The following is a 22070-nucleotide window of genomic DNA, read 5'->3' as shown; positions in this document are numbered from 1 at the left end:
GCATCCCGAGTCGGAACCCATGAGGCGTCGCATGACCAAGACGTTGAACCCGATCGACCTCGAGATCGTGACCGAAGGTCTGATCTCGATCGTGCGCGAGATGCGCCAGACGATCTTCCGCACCGCGCACTCCCCCGTCATCGCCGACGCACAGGACTTCTCCTGCGCGTTGTTCGACCCGTTGGGTCAGATGGTCGCCCAGGGCCGCGACATGCCCGGACACGTCATCGCCATGCCGGCCTCCGTCGCCGAGATCTTCGCCGATTTCGCCGACGAGATGCGCCCCGGCGACCTCTACATCGTCAACGATCCGTACCGGGGCGGCAGCCACCTCAACGACGTCACGCTGATCACTCCGGTCTTCGTCGACGGCGAGCTGTTCCTCTTCCCCTGCGTACGCATGCACTGGGCCGACATCGGCGGGATGACCCCCGGCAGCGTCTCCGGGCAGGCCACCGAGATCCTCCAGGAGGGGCTGCGCATCCCGCCGATCAAACTGATCGAGCAGGGTCGCCCCAACGCCGCCGCGTACGCCATCCTCTTCGCCAACGTGCGGATGGCCGACGAGCGACGCGGCGACCTGGAGAGCTGCATCGCCGCCTGCTTCACCGCCGAGCGGCGACTGCGCGAACTCGTCGACCGCTACGGCGCGCAACTGCTCCTCGACAGCGTGGCCGCCAACATGGACCGCACCGAGCAGCGGCTGCGTGACCGCATCCGGGAACTGCCCGACGGCGTCTACCGCTACGAGGACTACCTCGACCTCTACACCGACGGCCAGTACGACCCCGCGCTCGTGCGCTGCGTACTGACCATCGACGGCGACGAGATCGACGCCGACTTCCGGGGCTCGTCCACCCAGGTCGCCGCCGTGGTCAACTCCTCGCGGGCGATGACCGTCGCCGGCGTCTTCATCGCGGTCAAGAGCGCGCTCGATCCCGGCGGCCTGGTCAACCACGGCGCCTTCCGGCCGCTGCGGGTGCACACCGAGCCCGGCACCGTCGTGCATGTCGCCTACCCCGCCCCCGCCAACGCGCACAGCGAGGTACGCAAACGGGTCATCTCCGCGGTCATGGCCACGTTGAGCCAGGTGGCACCCGACCTCATCGCAGCCGACCAATTCGGGACCACCTTCCAGAACCTCATCGGCGGCGTGGACCAACGCACCGGCCGGTCCTACCTGTACTACGACTACCCGGCGGGTGGCAACGGCGGCTTCCTCGAATCCGACGGTCCGAGCGCGATGAACCCCGTCGACCTCGGCGACATCTCCACGATCCAGTCCGTCGAGCGGTTGGAAACCGAGATCCCCATCCAGGTCGACGCCTCCGAGTTGCGGCTCGGCTCGTGCGGCGACGGGGCGCGCCGTGGCGGGCTGGGCAGCCGACGCGAAACCCGGCTGCTGGCCAGCACCGGCGCCTACTCGGTACAGACCGACCGCACCACGGTGCCGCCGTACGGTCTGCACCGTGGTGGCCCCGGCGCCCCCACCGTCACGTTCGTGCTGCGCGCCGACGGCGAGCGGGTCGACTTCGAGACCCCCGGCAAGGTCGCCGGCTTCGGGATGCGCGCCGGCGACGTGCTCGTCATGGAGTCCGCCGGTGGTGGCGGTTGGGGTGACCCGCTCGACCGGGAACCCGCCGCCGTCGCCGACGACGTGGCGCAGGGCTACCTCGACGCCGCCGAGGCCGAACGCCGCTACGGCCTGCGGCTCGACGCCGACGGCCGGGTCGACCCCGCCGGCACCGCGACGGCCCGGCAGGAGCTGCGCGGACAGCGACGCTGGCTGCGGGTCACCACGAACGACCGGCAACCGTACGCCGGAACGCGCGGCCGGCGGCGGCTCGCCTACGTGGGCCCCGACGCCGGCCTGGCCGAGGGTGCGCTCGTGGAGGTTCACGGCCCGCACCCCGCGCCGCTGCGGGCCTGGGTCCGGCACGACCCCGACCTGACCGACGACCAACTCGCCCTCGACGACGACGGGCTGGAAATCCTCGGCGCCGAACCCGACGAGCGCACGTTCGTGCGGGTGCTGGCCGACCGGGGCGCGACCGGGGAGGGACCGGCATGAGCAGAGTCTTCCGAGTGCCCGTGGCACCTGCCCGCTCGGGCGGTGCCCGCCGTATCGACACCGCCGACCGAGCGCCGCAAGCGGCGCCGGCCCGCGCCGGCATCGTCGCCGGGGTGCTGAGCCCGCACCCGCCGCACCTGATCTACGCGGAGAACCCGCCGCAGAACGAGCCGCGTTCCACAGGCGGCTGGGAGGTGCTGCGGTGGGCGTACGAGCGGCTGCGCAAGCGCATCCGCGAGGTGCACCGCCCGGACGTGCTGATCGTGCACGCCCCGCACTGGATCACGATGGTCGGCCACCACGTCAACTGCGTGCCCAACCCGCGTGGCGTCTCCGTCGAGCCGATCTTCCCGCACCTGTTCCGGTACTCCTACGACTTCCGTACCGACGTGGAGCTGGGCGAGGCCATCGCCGACGAGGCCAGCGACCTGGGCCTGGTCACCCGCAAGATGCGTGATCCACGGGTACGGGTGGACTACGCCACCATCGGTGCCCTGCACCTGGTCAACCCGGCCTGGGACATCCCGGTGGTGTCGCTGTCGGCAAACAACAACCCGTACTTCTACTCCGAGGCGTCGCTGGAGGAGATGGAGGTGCTGGGCGAGGCGACCCGCCGGGCCGTCGAGCGTACCGGCCGCCGGGCCGTGCTGTTGGCCTCCAACTCCCTGTCGCACCTGCACTGGCACGAGGAGCCGGAGCTGCCGGAGGACATGGAGCGCGAGCACCCGTACAACAACCACCAGTACCGCTGGGACATGAAGCTGCTGGAGGCGATCCGCCGGGGGCCGACCGCACCCCTGCGCGAGCTGATCACCGAGCACATCGAGGCGACCGCCTCGGAGACCAAGGCGGGCAGTCTGACCTGGTTGCTTGCCGCGATGGGCTGGCCGCAGGTGCCCGGTGACGTGCTGGGCTACGGAACGATCATCGGCACCGGCAACGCGGTCGTCGAGTGGACGCCCGAAGGAGGACACCGTGGCTGACGCCGGCATCGTGGCCGGGGCGCTGCTGCCCGGCATGCCGCACCTGCTGGCCGAGAAACCCGCGCCGTGCTGGGCCGACCTGGCCAACGCCGCCCGCGAGGTCGGCGATCGGCTGCGGCGGCTCAAGCCCGACGTGGTGCTGCTGCTGTCCACGCAGTGGTTCACCGTCCTGGGTCACCAGTTCCAGTGCGACCCGAACCCGCGCGGCGAGCACGTGGACGAGAACTGGTACGCCTACGACTACGGCGAGCTGCGCTACGACCTGCGCTTCGACGTGTCGTTCACGGAACGCTGGGCCGATCAGGTGCACAAGGGCGGCATGCAGGCCCGGCGTACCCGCTACGACGGCTTCCCGATCGACACCGGCACGATCGTCACCTCGGCACTGCTCGACCCGGACCGGGAGCTGCGCTGGTCGCAGGTGTCGTGCAACCTCTACGCCGGTGCGGACACCCTCGCCGACGTCGGCGCGGCCGGCGCCGCCGCAGCCCGGGAAGCCGGCGTACGCGCCGCCGTCGTCGTGGTCACCGGCATGTCGTCCGGCCTGATCCAGCAATGGATCGAGCCAGCCGAGGACCACCTCAGCGACCCCGCGCACGACCGCTGGAACCGGCGGGTACTGGACCTGCTGACCGCCGGCAAGGTCGACGAGGTGCTGAAGATCCGCGAGGACTTCGCCCGACAGGCGCAGGCCGACAGCCAGTTCCGCGCCCTGGCGTTCGCCGCCGGTGCCGGGGCTACCGCCGGTCCGGCGCACCTGCACGCATACGGACCGCTCTGGGGCACCGGCGGCGCCGTCCTGTCCTGGAACCTGCCCTGATCATCGGAAAAGGAGAACCCATGCGGAACATGGCTGCCGGCTTCGTCGAGGCCGAGGGCTACACCGCCATCTTCGACGCGGTCGACGCGATGGTGAAGGCCACCGAGGTCGAGGTGACCCGCGTCGTGCGCCTCGGCGGCGGCATCGTCGCCGTCGCGCTGCGCGGCGACCTGGCCACCGTCGAGGAGGCCGTCGACATCGGCGAGGAGACCGCCAAGGCCAAGAGCCGGAAGGTGCGCTCCATCGTCTTCGCCAGCCCCTGTGACGCGGTGTCGGCACTCGCCGTCGACCCCCGCCTCGTCGGCAACTGACCCCGGTAAGGAGAACAAGCATGCCTTCTGACATCGCCATCGGCATCGTCGAGACCCGGGGCGTGGTGGCCCTGTCCGCCGGGATCGAAGCCATGATCAAAACTGCGGACGTCCGCTGTATCGCCGTGGAGCGGGTGACCAGCGGCTACCTCGCCGCCGCCGTGCAGGGCACCCTGGCGGCCGTCCGGCAGGCCGTCGCCGCCGGCGAGGCCGCGATCCGGCAACACGGCGAGCTGCGCAGCTCGCAGGTGTACCCCAAGCCGCACCCGACCACCGCCGCGCTGCTTGAGGATCCGGAGGCCGCCCGGATCCGCGAGGTGATGGCAAGCCTGCGGGGAGACGGCTGATGATTCTCGGTGAGGTCGTCGCCAAGGTCTGGCCGGACAAGATCCTGCCGTCGTTGCAGGGTCGCCGGCTGGTGCTGGTCCGGCCCCGCGCCGAGGGACCCGACCTGGTCGCGATCGACCCGCTCAACGTGGGCGTCGGCACCGTCGTGCTGATCGCCACCGACGAGGCGGCCGCCGCGGCCACCGGCGAGCCGACAGCCGACGCGGCCGTCGTCGCGCTCGTCGCTGACTCCACATCCGAACGATAGCCACCGAGAGGCCCTGCCCATGACATCCGGGCGTACCACCCGTTGGCCGAGCGGCCTGATCGACGGCCGCCACAGCGGCGACCTGCTGCTACCGAACTACGTTGGCGGTGAGTTCGTCACCGGCGGCACCTCGTTCGCGAAGGTGTCGCCGGTGACCGGCGAGCCGATCCTGCACGTCGCCGAGGCCGACGAGGCCACGGTGGACGCTGCGGTGGCCGCCGCCCGGGCCGCGCTGCGCGGTCCGTGGGGTGCGATGGGCGAGGGCGAGCGGGCCGCCGTGCTCCGCCGGGTCGCCGACGAGTTGGAACGCCGCTTCGACGACCTGGTCGCCGCCGAGGTCGCCGACACCGGCAAGTCGGTGAGCCAGGCCCGCACCCTGGACATCCCGCGCGGCGCGGCGAACTTCCGGGCGTTCGCCGACATCATCACGGCCACGCCGACGGAGTCGTTCACCACGGTCACCGCGAGCGGCGGTCGGGCGCTGAACTACGCGGTCCGCAAGCCGGTCGGCGTGGTGGCGGTCATCGTGCCGTGGAACCTGCCGCTGCTGCTGCTCACCTGGAAGGTCGCCCCGGCCCTGGCCTGCGGCAACGCGGTGGTGGTCAAGCCCAGCGAGGAGACTGGCTCGTCGGCCACCGTGCTGGCCGAGGTGATGGCCGCAGCCGGCGTACCCGACGGGGTGTTCAACCTGGTACACGGCTTCGGTCCGGGCTCCGCCGGTGAGTTCCTCACCCGGCATCCCGGCGTCGACGCGATCACCTTCACCGGCGAGTCCGCCACCGGCTCGGCCATCATGCGTGCCGCCGCCGACGGCGTGAAGGCCGTGTCGTTCGAACTGGGCGGCAAGAACGCCGGGCTGGTCTTCGCCGACGCCGACCTGGACGCGGCCGTCGAGGGCTCGGTGCGCTCCAGCTTCACAAACGGCGGCCAGGTCTGCCTCTGCACCGAGCGGATCTACGTGCAGCGGCCGATCTTCGACGAGTTCGCGGCCCGGTTGGCGAAGCGGGCCGAGGAGTTGACCTTCGGCTGGCCGTCGGAGGCGGCGACGATGACCATGCCGCTGATCTCCGGCAAGCACCGGGAGAAGGTGCTCGGCCACTACGATCTGGCCCGCACCGAGGGCGCCACCGTGCTGGCCGGCGGCGGGGTACCGGTCTTCGGCGACGCCCGCGACGGCGGCGCGTACGTGCAGCCCACCGTCCTGACCGGACTCGGGCAACGGGCCCGCACCCTGCGCGAGGAGATCTTCGGGCCGGTCTGCCACCTCGCGCCGTTCGACGACGAGGACGAGGCGTTCGCGCTGGCCAACGACAGCGAGTACGGTCTGGCCGCCACCGTGTGGACCCGCGACGTGGGCCGGGCGCACCGGGCCGGGGCCCGGCTGGACGCCGGCCTGGTCTGGGTGAACACCTGGTTCCTGCGGGATCTGCGTACCCCGTTCGGCGGGGTGAAGGCGTCCGGTGTGGGACGCGAGGGCGGCACCCACTCGCTGCACTTCTACTCCGAACTGACGAACGTCTGCGTGGACCTCGGATGAACGCCGACATCGACGGTGCGGGCGCGGCGCTGCGGGAGGCGTACGCCACCGGGATCGCCCGCCGGCCGCTGCGCGACGACCTGCTGCCGGCCGCCGACGTGGCCGCCGCGTACGCGGTGCAGCAGGCACAGGTAAGCACCTGGCTCGCCGAGGGTCGCCGGCTGGTCGGGGCGAAGGTGGGCCTGACCTCGCGGGCGGTGCAGGAATCGTTCGGCGTGTTCCAGCCCGACTTCGGGGTCCTCTTCGCCGACATGGCCGTACCCGACGGCGCCGAGATCGACAGGGGCAGCCTGTTGCAGCCGCGCGTCGAGGCGGAGGTCGCGTTCGTCCTCGGCCGCGACCTGCCAGACGAGCAGGTCACCGTCGCCGACGTGGTACGGGCCACCGATCACCTGCTGCCGGCCATCGAGATCGTCGACTCGCGGATCGCCGGCTGGGACATCTCCATCGTGGACACGGTGGCGGACAACGCCTCCAGTGGCAGGTACGTGCTCGGCACCACTCCGCGCCGGGTGCACGACGTCGACCTGCGGCTCTGCGGTGCCGTGCTGGAGCAGGCCGGCGAGCCGGTCTCGGTCGGCGCCGGGGCGGCATGCCTGGGCAACCCGCTGCACGCGGTCGCCTGGCTGGCGGGGACGCTCGCCGCGAACGGTCGGCCGCTGCGCGCCGGGGACACGGTGTTGTCCGGCGCGCTCGGACCGATGGTGACGGTCACCCCGGGCGCTGCGTACGAGGCCCGCATCTCCGGCCTGGGCAGTGTCCGGGCCTGCTTCTCGAAAGGCGGCGCATGAGCACCGGCGTGGCGGTGATCGGTTCCGGCAACATCGGCACCGACCTGATGATCAAAGTATTGCGGCTGTCGGAGTCGCTGCGGATGGTGGCGATGGCCGGCATCGACCCGGACTCCGACGGTCTGGCCCGGGCCCGGCGGCTCGGCGTGGCCACCACCGCACAGGGTGTCGACGGTCTCGTCGCGATGCCGGAGTTCGCCGACGTCGGGATCGTCTTCGACGCCACCAGCGCGGGCGCGCACCGGCACAACGACGCGGTGCTACGCGCCCACGGCAGCAAGGTGGTGGACCTGACCCCGGCCGCCATCGGCCCGTACGTCGTGCCGCCGGTGAATCTCGACGCCCACCTGGGCGAGCGCAACGTCAACATGGTCACCTGCGGCGGCCAGGCGACGGTGCCGATCGTCGCCGCCGTCGCCGCCGTCGCCCCGGTGGCGTACGGCGAGATCGTCGCCTCGATCGCCTCCCGCTCGGCCGGACCGGGTACCCGCGCCAACATCGACGAGTTCACCGAGACCACGGCCCGGGCCATCGAGGTGGTCGGCGGGGCGGCCCGCGGCAAGGCGGTGATCGTGCTGAATCCGGCGGAGCCACCACTGTTGATGCGCGACACCGTCTACTGCCTCTGCCCCGACCCGGACGCCGACCGGGCCGCCATCGCCGCCTCGGTGGAGGCGATGGTGGCCACCGTACGGCAGTACGTGCCCGGCTACCGGCTCAAGCAGCAGGTGCAGTTCACCGACGTGGACACGCACGTGCCGGCGCTCGGCGGACACTTCACCGGCGTACAGGTCTCGGTGTTCCTGGAGGTTTCCGGTGCCGGGCACTACCTGCCCGCATACGCCGGCAACCTCGACATCATGACCAGCGCCGCGCTGCGGACGGCCGAACGGATGGTCTCGTCGTGAACGATCTCTACATCCAGGACGTCACCCTGCGCGACGGCATGCACGCCATCGGGCACCGCTACACCGTCGGGCAGGTCACCGAGATCGCGGCGGCGCTGGACGCCGCCGGGGTGGCCGCGATCGAAGTGGCGCACGGCGACGGTCTCGCCGGATCCAGCGTCAACTACGGCCACGGTGCCGCGACCGACGCCGAGTGGATCAGTGCCGCCGCGTCGGTGCTGACCCGCGCGAAGCTGACCACGCTGCTGCTGCCGGGCATCGGCACGATCGCCGACCTGAAGGCCGCCCGGGATCTCGGCGTCAGCAGCGTCCGGGTGGCGACGCACTGCACCGAGGCGGACATCGCCGCCCAGCACATCTCCTGGGCCCGGTCCAACGGCATGGACGTCGCGGGCTTCCTGATGATGTCGCACATGGCCGATCCGGTCGCCCTGGCACAGCAGGCCAAGCTGATGGAGTCGTACGGGGCGCACTGCGTCTACATCACCGACTCCGGTGGCCGGCTCACCATGACGGACGTGGCGCAGCGGGTCGACGCGTACCGGCAGGTGCTCGATCCGACCACGGAGATCGGCATCCACGCACACCACAACCTGTCCCTCGGGGTGGCCAACAGCCTCGTCGCGGTCGAGCACGGGGTGCGCCGGGTGGACGCCTCGCTGGCCGGGATGGGTGCCGGGGCGGGCAACGCGCCGCTGGAGGTCTTCGTCGCGGTGGCCGAGTTGAACGGCTGGCAGCACGGCTGTGACGTGTTCGCGCTGATGGACGCCGCCGAGGATCTGGTCCGCCCGATGCAGGACCGGCCGGTGCGGGTGGACCGGGAGACGCTGTCGCTGGGCTTTGCCGGCGTCTACTCGTCGTTCCTGCGGCACGCCGAGAACGCCGCCGAACGGTACGGCGTGGACGTGCGCACCATCCTGCTGGAGTTGGGCCGCCGCGCGATGGTGGGCGGACAGGAGGACATGATCGTCGATGTGGCGCTGGACCTGGTCCGGGACGCCGGAAAGGACCCGCAGTGATCGACACCCTCGCCGACCGCCTCGACGAGGCCGCCGTGTCGCACACCGCGCTCGCGCCCTTCGGCGCCGACGTCGGTCTCGACGTGGCCACCGCGTACCTGGTGCAGGAGGCCCTGGTGGCGCGACGGCAGCAGCGCGGCGAGACGGTGGTCGGGTTGAAGCTGGGTCTGACCAGCCGCGCGAAGATGGCCCAGATGGGCGTCGACGAGGTGATCTGGGGCCGGCTCACCGACGCGATGCGGGTGACCGACGGCGACACGGTGAGCCTGGCCGACCGCATCCACCCCAAGGTCGAGCCGGAGGTGGCGTTCCTCGTCGAGGGCGGCGCGATCGCCGCCGTCGCTCCCGCCATCGAGCTGATCGACTCCCGCTACCGCGACTTCCGGTTCACCCTGCCGGAAGTGATCGCCGACAACACCTCCGCGTCCGGCTTCGTCGTCGGGCCGTGGCGGCCGGTGCCCGACGGCGTGGACAACCTCGGCGTGCTGCTGGAGGTCGACGGCCGGATCGCCCAGGTCGGCTCGACCGCCGCGATCCTCGGTGACCCGCGCCGCGCCCTGCCCGAGGCGGCCCGCCTCGCCGGGAAACTGCGCGACGGCTGGGTGCTGCTGGCCGGCGCGGCAACCGCCGCGGTGCCACTGACGCCGGGCGCTCAGGTACGGGTCACTGTCGAACAGCTCGGCACGGCGTCGCTGCGGGCCTCGGCATGAGCGGGGCCCGGGTGGTCGCCGGCAAGGCCGTGCCGCGCGGCCGGTTCCCGCACGTCAAGGTCGTCGGCGGGTTCGCCTTCGTGTCCGGTACGAGCAGCCGCCGCCCCGACAACACGATCGCCGGCGCGACGGTGGACCCCCTCGGCACCACCTCGTTGGACATCGCCGTGCAGACCCGCGCGGTGATCGAGAACATGCGCGACATCCTGCGCGAGGTCGGCGCGGACCTGTCCGACCTGGTGCAGGTGACCTCGTACCTGGTCAACATGAACGACTTCGGTGGCTACAACGCCGTGTACGCCGAGTTCTTCGACGAGACCGGGCCGACCCGGACCACCGTGGCAGTACACCAGCTGCCGCACCCGCACCTGCTCATCGAGATGCAGGGGATCGCGGTGCTGCCGCCCCGCTGAGCGGGCAGATCCGCCTGATCGCCCCGGGCTGCTAATTACTAGAGGTTGGCGTGGACGTAGGTCTCGACGTCCAGCAGCCGCGGGGCGGACAGCCTCGACAGCGAGCTGAACTTGTCCTGGTGGGCCCGGAGGTAGGGCATCAGCCAGTAGCCGGCACCGAGCCCGGTCAGCCAGGCGAACACCTGCGGGTATGCCAGCCGCATGGACCTCACGTGAGTCAGCACCCGACGTTGGATGAGCAGCAGTTCCGGGCTGGCGGCCGACGGCTCGGCCGGGTCGTAGTCCAGCAGCTGCCACATCTGGGTGACCGCCTGGGTGGCCTCGTCGTCGCCGTACGCGCCGGCCCGGCGAGTCCGGATGGCGGTCTCCATCACCTCCAGGCCACCTGCCGTCGCCGCCTCGCCGTGCCCCTTCGTGCCGGATTCGCTTATCGCCGTGTGCGGCACCCGGTTTCGTTCCCGCAGCAGCTCGTCGATCTGCCTACCGACCGTCGAGCGCAGGAACTTGTCGTCGGGTGGGTCCCGGTCCAGCGCATCCCGCAACGTGGCGATGATGGCTTCGATGGACTGGTGCACATGGCGGTTCCACTGATTCACCGTCTCCATGAACGGCAGCGCCTGGAACTGCCGCGCCACCCAGATCAACTGCTCCGCCGCCGCACTAGGGGTACGGTCACGCACATTCGACAGGATGGTGTCCTCGAACGCCACGTACGCGGTGAGGTGTTGGCCCTGCTTGGACAGGTTGGAGGGGGGCCGAGAAGGGAACTGGCTGACCCCACTGATCGTGCCGTCGGGCCGTATGTTCAATGACGCCCGCTGGACCGTCACCGCGCCGGGCGTACCCAGCAGTTGCCTGACCGCACGGTTGCCGGCGGTGCGCTGCAACGCCAGCACCGCACCGGGACCACGCCCAGGGTGGGCCGGTGCTGCGGACCCCTCCCGCCGGCTCGACACCGGTGTGCGCTCGGCTCTGGGGCGAGGCGTCCTCTCGTGGGCCGCGTACACGGTCCCTCCCCTCTCGAGCTGCCGCCGAGCAGCACCGGACACCATCGTAATCAGCCAATGTGTCAAGCACGAGACAGCTTGCCCACGCCCGGCCGTTGCGGTGCTCCGGTGGCGGGCAGCGGGGGCGACGCCGTGGCTGCGGTGGGCGCTCAGGAAGTCGGAGCCGTTCGGGGCTCGGGCGGCAGGGCGGACAACCACTCCTGCGCCGGGGTGAGCGGAACGGGTGCGGGACGTTCGACAGTCGTCGTCAGCTCGACCCGCCGACCCTCGGCGGCCGACCGGAGCAGGGCGGTCATGATGTCCAGCACGTGCAGCGCCAGCGCACCGCTGGCCCGGGCCGGACGTGCCTCGTCGGCCCGGACCAGGTCGATCAGGCCGATCCCCCGGGCGGCGGCGACATAGCCGGCCTGCGGTTGCAGGGTGCGCCAGCCCGGGCCGTCCAGCGCGAGATGGCGGACCTCGCCGTCGAAGTTGTTCGGATCGGGTACCGCGAGGGTGCCCGCCTCCCCCTGCACCTCGATCGGCGCGGCCGTCGTCGCGACACCGTCGAAGCTGGTCGTGAGGGTGGTCAGGGCGCCGCCGGTGTGCTCCAGCACGCCGGTCACGTGGGTCGGCACCTCGACCGGGATCCGCTGCCCGAGGCGGGGGCCCGAGCCGATCACCCGGGCCTCCCGCAGCCGACTGGCTGCCCCGATCACCGCACGGACCGGCCCGAGCAGGTGGACCAGCGCCGAAATGTAGTACGGCCCCATGTCCAGCAGTGGGCCGCCGCCCGGGGCGTAGTAGAAGTCCGGGTCGGGGTGCCAGCGCTCGTGTCCCGGGGTGACCATGACGGCCGATGCGGCAAGCGGTCGGCCGATCAGTCCACTATCGATCGCCGCCCGGGCGGTCTGCGTACCGGTGCCCAGGACGGTGTCCGGCGCGCAACCGATCCGGACGCCTGCCGACGCCGCCCGGCCGATGATCGACTCGCCTTCCGGGAGGGTGACGGTGAGCGGCTTCTCGCCGTAGACGTTGCGGCCGGCGTCGATCGCCGCGCCCGAGATCTCGGCGTGCGCCGCCGGGATCGTGAGGTTGAGCACCGTCGCCACGTCGGGGTGGTGAAGCAGTCGCTCGACGCTTACCGCCTCGGCGCCGGGAATCGTGGCGGCGGCAGCGTGGGCCCGGGCCGCGTTCAGGTCGGCCACCGCCACGACGCGCACCGTGGGATGGTTGGCGAGCGTGTTCAGGTACGCGCGGGAGATGAACCCGAGACCTACGATGCCGATGCCGTGCGGGTCGCCCACACCATTCCCCTCTCGATGACGGTCCGGACGCACGGGTGTTCCAGCACGTCGAGGCTGTGTCCCGGCGTCGTCACGACGATCCGCCCGGCACCCCAGTTTCGGGTCCAGATCGCCGGCGAGGTGACCGGCCGGTGCCACGGGTGCCACGCCCGCGTCGGATGGGTGGTGGTGGCCAGCACCTCGATCAGGTCGTCGTGCAGCACCCAGTACTGCTCGGTGACCAGGTCGAAGTCGTCGATCCCGGCGGTGATCGGATGTTCCCGGCCGAGGTCGGTGATGGTGATCGAGTGGGGCAGGAAGTTGTCCTCCTCCCCGCCGACCCGGTCGCACGGCTGTACCCCCGGGTGGGTGGCGAACTGGCCACCCACCAGGTGCAGGTATTCCGCGCAGGCGCGGAACGAGTCGACGATGCCGCCGTGCCAGCCGGTGAACCCGGTCCCGGCGACGACCGCCGCAGCCAGGCCCGCGGCCTGCTCCGCGGTGATCTGCGACATCGTCATGCACTGCACGATGAGGTCGGTGTCGGCCAGTTCGGCGGCGTCGGCGTAGATCTCCGTCGACTCTTCCACCCGTACCGCGTATCCGCTGCGTTCGAGGAACGGGATGAACAACTCCGTCGCCTCGACCGGCCGGTGTCCCGCCCAGCCACCTCGGACCACCAGGGCTCTGCGCCGCGCCACACCCGCTCCTTCCCCCGGTCCGTCGCCCCAGGCCATCGTTTTCGCCCGGGCGACGGCCGCGCCTGCCGACCATCGACAACCGTACCCGGGCGCGCCACCGTCTCCCGCCCCCGGCCGAGGTGGCTTCCGGTACCGGCGGCGCTGTCGGCTGCCGGGCGCCGCTGTCGGCTGCCGGGCGGCGCTGTCGGCTGCCGGGCGGCGCGACCCGGGCGGCTACCGGCGTCCACCCGCCGGGCCCGGTCACGCAGCGACGCGCCGTCCGGCGTGCTCGGCGAGGTGTGCGTACCGGCCCTGGTGGTAGAGCAGTGGCGTACCCGCGTCGGCGTGCCACAACAGCTCCGGCTCGGCGAGCACGATCGCGTGGTCGCCGACAGCCAACCGGTCGACCACCCGGCAGAGCAGCCAGGCCAGCGTGCCGTCGAGGATCGGCACCCCCTTCGGTCCGGTCCGCCACCGCGTGGGCGCGGCGAACCGGTCGATGCCGCTGGTGGCGAAGGTACGGGCCAGTTCCTGCTGCCCGGGGCGGAGCAGATGCACCCCGACGTGGCGGGCGCGGGCGACGACGGGCCAGCTGGACGAGGCCAGGTTCTGGCAGAACGAGACGATGAGCGGCCGCAGCGACACCGAGGTGAAGGAGGTGGCGGTGAAGCCGACGAGCGGCGGGCCCGGGGCGGTCACGACGGTTACGGTGCTGGCCTGGTGCCGCAGCAGCGCCCGCAGTCGGTCGGCGTCGGCCGGCTGCTGGATGTCGTCGGTCTCGGTCATGTCCCTCCTCCCCTCGGGGTCGCGTCAACCGCCTTACCCGGCTCAGTTCCAGGGTGCTGTCGGGAACCAGCCGTAACCGAACATCGCGGGCAGCCGGACGTCCCAGTAGACGACGAGGAAGACGCCGAGGGCGACAAGCGCCGTGCCGGCCACCCAGGCGTACCGCCGGTCATCGGCGAGCACCCGCAGCAACCGGCCCCGGCTGAGCGCCGAGAGCAGCACCACGACCACCACCATGATCAGGATGTTGCCGATCGCCTGGAGCGCGAAGACGGCGGCGCCGTACGCGGCGTTGTTCTCCGCCACGGCGTACTCGAACAGCTTGCGGAACAGCGGAAACGGGCGGCCGATCAGGAACGCGCCGATCAGCGCGCCCATCACCAGCAGACGGGTCCGGGGCCGCCGGGCGAACGGATCGGGTGCCAGGCCCAGCGCGGCCAACCCCAGGTAGACGAACGCGAGACCGACCACCCCGAACACCACGGACGCCTGGATGAGGCGCACCGGCACGTCGCCGACCGTGTCGGTGGAGAGTTGCGGCAGGCTGTCGCTGAACCACACGCCGAGCGCACCGTAGCCGACCGCCACCACCATCAGTCCGGTGGTGAGCCAACCCAGCGCGGACAGTTGCCCGCGGATGCGGCCCTGCGTCGACGACTGGCGAGCCACCTGTGGTGCCAACCCGAAGACCGCGATGTTGCAGGCGGTGAACGTGCCGGCCAGGCCGGAGACGAACGCGAACGCCAGTCCGGCCACCGTGCCGCCGATGGCTGTCTGCTTCGCGTCGTGGCCGAGCAACGTGTTCGCCACGTTGTCACCGATGACGCCGTCGACGAACTCGAAGGACCAGGCGATGGCCAGCAGGATGCCGACGGCGACCGCGACCAGCGCGTGGCGACCGTACCGTGGCTGGCGTTCGTCGGTCTCGGGCCGGACGGCCAACGGGACGGCTGGGTCGGGAGCGACGATGGGCATGGGACCTCCTCGGTTGTCACCGAACCGCCCGCGCGGGTCGCGCGGCGGCCGGGCGGTGGGTGGTGGGTGATGCGTACGGCGCCAGCGCGGCGGCCAGGTCCGCCGGGACCGGCTCCGGTCGCAGGTGCCCGTCGGCGCGGGACATCACCGCCACCGTCTGCCGGCCACTCGCGACGAGTTCGCTGGTCGTGGCGCCCTGGCCGGTCCGTCGGTAGTCGAACGCCATGGTGATCCGGTTGCCGCTGAGTTCGACAAGCGACATCTCGACGTCGACCAGGTCCAGGGCGTGGCACTCCGCGTAGAACTCCATCGACAGCGACACCGTGACCAGTGCCAGCCCGGTGGACAGGCCGGTCAGCACGCCCGGCGCATGGTCGGCGAGGAAGTGCTCCCGGCAGTGGCCCTGCCAGTGTGCGTAGTGGGCGAAGTAGACGTTGCCCACCAGGTTTGTCTCGTCGAAGGTGACCCGGTGCCGGTAGCGGTAGACGCGCGAGCTCATGCCGGCGTCCCCAGGCAGACGGCGAGCCGTGCCGGCGTACGGTCGGCAACCTCGACGATGACGCTGGTGAGCGGGTAGCCGCCGCTGCTGAGGTGCACCTCGCCACCGGGTGCCGAGCCGGCGAACACAAGCGGTGCCGCCGGCCCCAGACCCAGCTTGCGCAGGACCTCCACGCCGGTCCATACCCGGGTCGCGGCGGTGGCCGGCTCCTCGTTCAGTTCGGCGGCGATCCGGTCGGCAAGCGCCCGGTGCCGCTCGTCCAGGGGTGGCATCCGCTCACCGACCGGTTCCCAGTCCACCGCGACCGGTCCGGGCGCGACCACGGTCAGCACGTCGCCGTCGAGGTGGCTGGCACAGGCACCCCGGTCGCCGCCGATGACGATCCGCCCGTCCGGCGCATGCCGCGGTCCACCCGGCGCCGCACCGTCGAGGTGGCCGCCGCCAAGCCAGTGCGCGGCCCGGAGCGAGGACCCGTGGTCGTCGCGGCGGCCAGGCGACACGGCCAGATCCACGCCCGGGTGACGGTCCCGCAGCCGGCGCGCCAGCTGCGGCCCCAGCAGCGCCACCGGCCAGGCCGGCCACTCGATCGGGCCGACCGCCCGCAGGACCAACCCGGTCCAGCGCTCGGTCCGGCGACCATCCCGGTCGGCCACCTCGACGTCGTACACGAACCGGTCGCCGTCCTCGGCGCGCTGTCGGGCGGTCACGGTCAACCGGCCCACCGGCCGGTGCCACACGGTGATCTCCTCGACCGCGACGGGCAACACCCGCCGGTCAGGTACGCACGCCTGGAGCAGGTGCAGCACGGCATCCCGGGCACCCGGGTCGCCGAGCCGTAACCTCGGATCGTGGAATGCGCCGAACCAGGACGGCTCGGCGTCCGCCGTCACGCTCGCCACGCAGCCGTACGCGCTGACCACGTGGTAACCGCGGACCCGTTGGAAGCGTGGTCCGTGGAAGTAGAGCCGCCGGTAGAACGACGCCGCCGGCACGACCGGTTCACCCACCGGCAGGTCGACCAGGCTCGCGGCGGCCGGGGTCGGGTCAGCGGCGAGCGTGGCGTGGAAGTGGTCCACGGCGAATCCGGTCTCGTCGGCTCGCAGTGCCAGTTCCACCCGCCCGTCCTCGTGGGCCAGCGCGGCGATCCGGATGTCGGACCGGTCGCCCACCGTGATCGGCCGGTCGAGGCGGACGCCGGTGAACCGGACCGGGACGTCCGGAGCCGGCCGCAGCGCGGCCGCCGTCTGTGCCATCGCCTCCAGGCCGAACACGGCGGGCAGCACCGCAATCCCGTCGATGACGTGATCGTCCAGGTAGGGATCGGTGCCCACGGAGAGGGTGGACTCGACCACGTTCTCCACCGCCGGGGTGTCCGCCAGCCACCGTTCGGTGAACCGCCACGACGGACGCACGCCCGCGCGCATCTGAAGGGTCGGGTTGGCCGGCAACCGACCGGCGACGAGCACGGCGGGGCCGGTGGCCGTGGGGTGGGCGAGCAGGCGCAGCAGCATGTCGGTGCCGGCGGGCACGCTTATCGGATCCGTGCCGGCGCGGACGAGCGCGTCGAGGGCACCGAGCCGCACGCCCATGCCGACGCCGGACCACGCCGACCACTGCACCGTCAGCCAGTGGACGCCGGGGTGTGCCACGGCCAGTTCCGCGCTTCGCCGGGCGAGCCACTCGTTGGCGATCGCGTACTCGGCCTGACCGGGTAGGCCGGTGCGGCCGATGACGGATCCGAACCCGACCGCGAAGCGCAGGTCCGCGAGGTCGAGGGCGGCCAGCACGTCGTCGAAACTCGACTTCGGGGCCAGGGTGGCGCGCAGTCCGGCGGTGGTGATCTCCTCGATCCGCCGGGGTTCGTTGTGGCCGGCGGCGTGCAGAAATCCCCGTACCGGGCCGTGCTCGGCGACGACGGCGCGCACCGTCCGGTGCACGGCGTCGCGGTCGGCGACGTCCACCCGGTGGTAGTGCGCGGCCCGACCGAGGGCCGTCATCCGGTCGAGCGCAGCCCGTACGGCGGGATCGTCGGCGGGGCTGCGGCCGAGCAGGACAGCCACCGCGCCGGTGGCCTCGGCCAGCGCCACCGCGCACTCCAGCCCGATGCCCTTGGCTCCACCGCTGACCAGCAGCACGTCACCGGCGGCGAGTGGGATCGACTCGTCGTGCCGGGCGGGCAGCGCGACCGGCGTGGCGAGCCGCCTGGTCCGGGTGCCGTCGGCACCGTAGACGACCTCGGTGAAGCCGGTCCAGTCGACCGCTTCCTCGGCGGCCGCCTTCACGCAGGCCGCGTCCACCGGTGTCTCGACCACAAGCACGTCCTGGTCGGGGCGTTCGACGGCGAGGCTGCGGGCGACGGCCGCGCCGACGCCGCCGTGGTGCACCACGACCAGCGGCAGGCCATCCTCGGCGGTGCTGGTCAGGGCATCGACCACGGCTGCGGCCGGCACGTCGGGACCGGGCGGTAGCACCAGCAGCCGACCGTCGGGTGGCGCGGTTCCGGCTGCCGGGAACGACTCCTCCAGGGGGGCCGCGAGCGGGTGCGCGGCGAGGTCGCCGACGATTGCCCAGCGGCGTCGGGCGCCGGGGCGCACCGCTGGCGCCGGGGCGTCCACGAGCCGATCGGTGAAGGCCCGTACCCAGGAGGCGACGCCGGCCACCGGCTCGTCCGCGGCGTCGCCGGCCTCGGGGAGGCCATCCAGCATCGCGGCGAACTCGGCGAGCGTGGCGGTGGCCAGCGCGGGCGGCGCGACCGGGGCGACCCGGCCCAGTGCGGTGGCCGTCTCGGCGGCGATCTGGCTGACCCGCAGCGAGCTGAGGTGCAGGTCGGCCACCAGCCGGGTGCTGCCGGTGAGTGCCGCCGGTTCCAGTTCGAGCGCTGCCGCGACCCGGGCGAGCACGGTATCGAGCAGGTCGTGGTCAGCTTCCGGGGTGGCGATGGGCGTGGGTACCGCCGCCGTGGACGGTGCCGGCGCGGGCGGCTGGCTGCGGCGGCGCGGCGGCTCGGTGGACCGCGGCAGCTCACAGGGGTTACCCAGGAACTGCGGTGGCCGCTGCGGCGACAGGGTGCGGGTGGTACGCCGGGCGAACCAGGCCCGCACGTCCGGTGCCGCCCCGGACGCGAAGAGTGCCGCGGTCACCGCAGCCGGCCCGCGGGCGCTCTGCGCACCCGCGTCCATCGCGACGACCCGGCAGCCCGGTGTGTCGGCGGCCAGTCCGGTAAGCACCGCGCCCGGACCCACCTCGACCAGCAGGTCGACGCGCTCCAGCAGGGCGTGCAGCGCCGTGCGGAAGCGAACCGGCTCGGTCAGTTGCCGGGTGAGCAGGTCGACCGGGTCGAAGTCGTCGGGTAGCCAGTCGCCGGTCACGGTGGAGCACACCGGACGTCGCAGTCCCGCCCAGGCGAGCGCGGACAGCTGTCGCCGCAGCGGGTGCACGGCGTCGCGCATGAGCGGTGAGTGGAACGCGTGGGAGACGGCCAACCGGGTGGCGGGCAGTCCGGCAGCAAGCGCCACGGACAGCACCCGGTCGACGTCGACGGCCGGTCCGGACACCGTCGTCTGAGTCGCCGAGTTCTCCCCGGACACCACCGCGCCACCGGCGTCGAGCAGTGCCCTCACCCGCTCGACGGGAGCGCCGATGCTGGCCATGCCGCCGGCGCTCGGGCACCCGCTCATCGCCGCGCCACGGCACCGCACCAGCGCCACGGCATCCTGCTCGGACAGCGCTCCCGCCCAGCTCAGCGCCGTGATCTCGCCCAGGCTGTGGCCGATCGCGGCGTGCGCCCGCACGCCGAGCGTACGCAGCCAGGCCAGACCCGCCAGGGAGGCACGCAGGATGGCCGGTTGGGCGACCGAGGTGTCGGCAACGGCACCGGTCGCCGGGGCGTTCGAGGCCAGGTCGACGTCGTACCCGACGGGTGGCGCGGGCAGCAACCGGCCCAGGACGCCCGCGTCGAACCGGACGGGCGCGGCCTGGCCGGAGAAGAGATAGCCGAGACGGGCCGGCGGCCCGACATCGACGAAGACTCCGTCGGCCGGGTCGAACAGCCTCGTCCGGCCGACGGCGAGGTCGGCGGCGGCGCGGCGAGCCGCCGTCGCCAGCTCGGCTGGTCCGTCGACCGCCGCGGCGAAGCGTACGGCGGCCTGCCCGTCCTCGCTGACGGCCAGCGTCGCGGCGAGGTCGGTGAGGTCGGCACGGGAGAGGGTGTCGGCGAGGTCGGCCAGGGTGGTGAGTCGCTCGACGAGGGTGCTGGCGTCCGCCGCCGCGCACACCACCACCTCGTGCGACAAGGGCTCGGCCGCCGCCTGACGCTCCTGCTCGGTCACCGTGCGGCGGATCGTGGGCCCGGTCCCACCGACGACCACGTGGACGTTGATGCCGCCGAAGCCCATCGCGCTTACCGACGCGTACCGCTGGCCGCCCGGCCAGGGCAGCGGTTCCGTGGTGACCCGCAGCGGCGCGTGCGGGTCGGCCACCAGCGGATGTGGCGACTCGCACCCGGTGGTGGGAGGAATCACCTGGTGGTGGACCGCGAGCACGGCCTTGATGAGACCGGCGACCCCGGCCGCCGCCTTGGTGTGCCCGATGTTGGCCTTGACGCTGCCGAGCACCGCCGCAGCGCTGCGGCCGGCCTCCGCGTGCAGTCTCGACAGGGCGGCCAGCTCGGTCTGGTCGCCCACCGCCGTGCCGGTGCCGTGCCCCTCGACCAGGGCGATCTCGGCGGGGCTGATCCCGGCCCGGCGGTACGCGCGGTGCAGCGCCAGCAGTTGTCCGGCCACCTCCGGTCGGGTCAGGCCACCCGCGCCGTCGGACGAGGTGCCCCACCCGCTGAGCCGGGCGTACGGCCGCAGCCCGTGCTCGACGGCGAAGCGCTCCCGGCAGAGCACGACGATCCCGCAGCCCTCGCCCGGAAGGAAGCCGGTCGGTCGGGCGTCGTAGATCCGCATGTCCTCCTCGGCGAGCGCACCCACCCGGGCGAAGCCGACCAGTTCCAGCGGATCCAGGCTGAGGTCGACACCACCGGCCAGCACGACGTCGAGGTCACCGTCGGTGAGCAGCCGAGCCGCCGACGCCACGGCGACAAGCGACGAGGCGCACGCGCCGTCCACGGTGTAGCCGGTGCCACGGAAGTCGAAGTGGTTGCAGATCCGCCCCGCGATGGTGTTGGACAACGCCCCGGCGAGCGTCTCCTCGCCCGGCACCGGAAACGGCTCCTTGAACCGGGCCTCGGCGGCGGTGAGCAGCGCCGCGCGGTCCACACCGGACAGTCGCGTGCCGGCCAGCACCTCGGCCAGCGCCCGTTCGACGTACGGCCAGCGCAGCCGCAGTCCGTTCGCCCGGCTGAACTCGCCGGTCATCGAGTTGCCGAGCACGACGCCGACCCGTTCGTTCGGCAGTCCCGCGCCGTGCGGGAAACCGGCATCGGTGAGCGCGTCCGCGGCGACTTCGAGCGCGAGCCAGTGGGTCAGGTCGACCGCGCGGTACACCTCACCGGGCACCCGGAACCGGGCCCGGTCGAACGTCCAGTCGGTGAGCACGGCGGCCCGGGTGGCGTAGGTGTGGTCCACGGCGTCGCGGTCCGGCCGGTGGTAGTCCTCAAGTGGCAGCCGCTCCGGCGGGATCGGGCGGAACGACCGCCGTCGGGTGAGCACGCTGTCCCACAGCCGGCCGGGTGTCGCGGCGTCCGGGTAGCGGCAGGCCATGCCCGCCACGACGATGCTGTCGTCCATGTCGCTTCCTCGCCTCAGGCGTGCACGCCGGCCGGCACCGCAGCCGGGTCGGGGGTCGGCGCGGACGGTCGGGCGGATGGCGATGCGGAGCGCTCACGCAGCCGCCGCGCGGTCACGATGACGAGCAGGCGGGCCGCGCAGACCAGGCTGAGCGCGAAGAACAGGCCGAACGTGATGTGCATCGACACCAGCAGCCCGTACACCGCGGCGGTGGACAGACCGAAGGCCAGCTGCCGGCGCGGTGCGTGCGGAGTCGTACCCGGGTCCGTGATCATGTAGTTGGTGAACAGGATGAACGCGACTCCGGTCATCGGCAGCAGGGCGGCGACGAACGAATGGTCGAGGACCAGCGCCCGGATCAGCGCCTGCGCGACGAAGCCGCCCACCCAACCCACGATCAGCGGTCCGCGCCGGGTCAGCTTGGCGTTGAGCATGGTGCCGGCGACCAGAATGGCGCCGGGCACCACCCAGTCCCAGACACCCTGGATGTTCTCGGTGAACTGGTAGGGCGGGGCGATGCCGACCCAGCCGAAGCACAACAGCGTCACCGCGATGCCGAAGTTGCTCGGATTGAGCACGTGCCTGGGGGCACCGCCCGCGGTGAAGCGGACCCGGAAGACGTACTTGCTGGTCATCGCGACGGTCACCGCGAAAACGGTGGGCCAGAGCCGTTCGTTGCCGTAGAGCAGCATCGCGCAGGCCAGGCCGCCGATGTGCGCCGGCAGCAGGAAGTTGACCAGGTTCGCCAGCGAGCCCTGGTAGCGGGGTGCGCGGCCGTGCAGCCGCGACTCGACGGTCTCGAACGTCAGGTCCAGCGCCCATGCGGTGGCCACGCCCACCAACGGGGTGAGCCACGACTGCTCGAATCCCAGCACGGTATGGCCGAGGATGGTGAATACCGTGATCGACAGCGCGAACCGGCGCAGCGCTGTCACTCGGGGGTCTTTCGGTGTCATGGGTGCCTCCTC

At 72.3% G+C, this 22070-nt stretch carries 20 protein-coding genes; 12 read left to right on the top strand and 8 right to left on the bottom strand.

All coding sequences use genetic code 11. The annotated features are described in order from the left end of the window. The first annotated feature begins 31 nt into the window (after positions 1 to 31). The 12 genes from QQG74_RS13375 to QQG74_RS13320 are packed head-to-tail and all read left to right on the top strand — an operon-like array spanning position 32 to position 10158. The gene (locus QQG74_RS13375; RefSeq protein WP_341720597.1) at positions 32 to 2071 is read left to right on the top strand and encodes a hydantoinase B/oxoprolinase family protein; all 2040 of its coding nucleotides are present in this window, start codon (positions 32 to 34) and stop codon (positions 2069 to 2071) included. Further along, on the top strand, positions 2068 to 3054 hold the full coding sequence (locus tag QQG74_RS13370; RefSeq protein WP_341720596.1) for a tRNA U-34 5-methylaminomethyl-2-thiouridine biosynthesis protein: 987 nt from the start codon (positions 2068 to 2070) through the stop codon (positions 3052 to 3054). Before QQG74_RS13375 ends, QQG74_RS13370 begins: the two co-directional genes overlap by 4 nt. After that, positions 3047 to 3874, top strand: coding sequence for a 2-amino-5-chlorophenol 1,6-dioxygenase subunit alpha (locus QQG74_RS13365; protein WP_341720595.1), 828 nt, complete (start codon positions 3047 to 3049; stop codon positions 3872 to 3874). The genes QQG74_RS13370 and QQG74_RS13365 overlap by 8 nt, the downstream gene beginning before the upstream one ends. Positions 3875 to 3894: 20 nt before the next feature. Beyond that, entirely contained in the window at positions 3895 to 4185 is a 291-nt protein-coding gene (locus QQG74_RS13360) for a BMC domain-containing protein (protein WP_013733320.1), read from the top strand. 20 nt (positions 4186 to 4205) lie between these two features. After that, positions 4206 to 4532, top strand: coding sequence for a BMC domain-containing protein (locus QQG74_RS13355; RefSeq protein ID WP_013733319.1), 327 nt, complete (start codon positions 4206 to 4208; stop codon positions 4530 to 4532). Continuing rightward, positions 4532 to 4780, top strand: a complete 249-nt coding sequence (locus QQG74_RS13350) for a EutN/CcmL family microcompartment protein (RefSeq protein WP_341720594.1) — start codon at positions 4532 to 4534, stop codon at positions 4778 to 4780. Before QQG74_RS13355 ends, QQG74_RS13350 begins: the two co-directional genes overlap by 1 nt. A gap of 19 nt (positions 4781 to 4799) precedes the next feature. Continuing rightward, the gene (locus QQG74_RS13345; RefSeq protein WP_341720593.1) at positions 4800 to 6317 is read left to right on the top strand and encodes a 2-hydroxymuconic semialdehyde dehydrogenase; all 1518 of its coding nucleotides are present in this window, start codon (positions 4800 to 4802) and stop codon (positions 6315 to 6317) included. Further along, positions 6314 to 7108 carry a fumarylacetoacetate hydrolase family protein gene (locus tag QQG74_RS13340; RefSeq protein WP_341720592.1) on the top strand — a complete coding sequence of 265 codons (795 nt, stop codon included), beginning with the start codon at positions 6314 to 6316 and terminating at the stop codon, positions 7106 to 7108. Before QQG74_RS13345 ends, QQG74_RS13340 begins: the two co-directional genes overlap by 4 nt. Next, positions 7105 to 8016, top strand: coding sequence for an acetaldehyde dehydrogenase (acetylating) (locus QQG74_RS13335; RefSeq protein WP_341720591.1), 912 nt, complete (start codon positions 7105 to 7107; stop codon positions 8014 to 8016). The genes QQG74_RS13340 and QQG74_RS13335 overlap by 4 nt, the downstream gene beginning before the upstream one ends. Continuing rightward, complete coding sequence (gene dmpG, locus QQG74_RS13330) at positions 8013 to 9035, top strand: 4-hydroxy-2-oxovalerate aldolase (protein ID WP_341720590.1); 1023 nt, start codon at positions 8013 to 8015, stop codon at positions 9033 to 9035. Before QQG74_RS13335 ends, dmpG begins: the two co-directional genes overlap by 4 nt. After that, on the top strand, positions 9032 to 9745 hold the full coding sequence (locus tag QQG74_RS13325) for a fumarylacetoacetate hydrolase family protein (protein WP_341720589.1): 714 nt from the start codon (positions 9032 to 9034) through the stop codon (positions 9743 to 9745). Before dmpG ends, QQG74_RS13325 begins: the two co-directional genes overlap by 4 nt. Continuing rightward, positions 9742 to 10158 (top strand): RidA family protein, encoded by a 417-nt coding sequence (locus QQG74_RS13320; RefSeq protein WP_341720588.1) that lies wholly within the window; start codon positions 9742 to 9744, stop codon positions 10156 to 10158. Before QQG74_RS13325 ends, QQG74_RS13320 begins: the two co-directional genes overlap by 4 nt. 38 nt (positions 10159 to 10196) lie before the next feature. Here the strand turns inward: QQG74_RS13320 and QQG74_RS13315 are convergent, their stop codons facing one another. The 8 genes from QQG74_RS13315 to QQG74_RS13280 all read right to left on the bottom strand — a co-directional run bounded on the left by QQG74_RS13315 (position 10197) and on the right by QQG74_RS13280 (position 22058). Further along, complete coding sequence (locus QQG74_RS13315; protein WP_341720587.1) at positions 10197 to 11114, bottom strand: hypothetical protein; 918 nt, start codon at positions 11112 to 11114, stop codon at positions 10197 to 10199. A gap of 200 nt (positions 11115 to 11314) precedes the next feature. Next, complete coding sequence (locus QQG74_RS13310; RefSeq protein WP_341720586.1) at positions 11315 to 12451, bottom strand: Gfo/Idh/MocA family oxidoreductase; 1137 nt, start codon at positions 12449 to 12451, stop codon at positions 11315 to 11317. Further along, complete coding sequence (locus QQG74_RS13305) at positions 12421 to 13131, bottom strand: ThuA domain-containing protein (RefSeq protein ID WP_341720585.1); 711 nt, start codon at positions 13129 to 13131, stop codon at positions 12421 to 12423. Before QQG74_RS13305 ends, QQG74_RS13310 begins: the two co-directional genes overlap by 31 nt. Positions 13132 to 13371: 240 nt before the next feature. Continuing rightward, entirely contained in the window at positions 13372 to 13896 is a 525-nt protein-coding gene (locus tag QQG74_RS13300; protein ID WP_341720584.1) for a flavin reductase family protein, read from the bottom strand. 42 nt (positions 13897 to 13938) lie between these two features. Further along, complete coding sequence (locus QQG74_RS13295) at positions 13939 to 14871, bottom strand: hypothetical protein (protein ID WP_341720583.1); 933 nt, start codon at positions 14869 to 14871, stop codon at positions 13939 to 13941. A gap of 16 nt (positions 14872 to 14887) precedes the next feature. Then, on the bottom strand, positions 14888 to 15370 hold the full coding sequence (locus QQG74_RS13290; protein ID WP_341720582.1) for an acyl-CoA thioesterase: 483 nt from the start codon (positions 15368 to 15370) through the stop codon (positions 14888 to 14890). Then, positions 15367 to 21102, bottom strand: coding sequence for an SDR family NAD(P)-dependent oxidoreductase (locus QQG74_RS13285; protein WP_341720581.1), 5736 nt, complete (start codon positions 21100 to 21102; stop codon positions 15367 to 15369). The genes QQG74_RS13290 and QQG74_RS13285 overlap by 4 nt, the downstream gene beginning before the upstream one ends. A 14-nt stretch (positions 21103 to 21116) precedes the next feature. Beyond that, positions 21117 to 22058: an enediyne biosynthesis protein UnbU gene (locus QQG74_RS13280; RefSeq protein WP_341720580.1), complete on the bottom strand. Its 942-nt coding sequence runs from the start codon at positions 22056 to 22058 to the stop codon at positions 21117 to 21119. Between the last annotated feature and the right edge of the window lie 12 nt (positions 22059 to 22070).

It is taken from the genome of Micromonospora sp. FIMYZ51 (genome assembly GCF_038246755.1).
GTDB lineage: Bacteria > Actinomycetota > Actinomycetes > Mycobacteriales > Micromonosporaceae > Micromonospora.
This window is presented reverse-complemented; position numbering and strand designations above follow the sequence as displayed.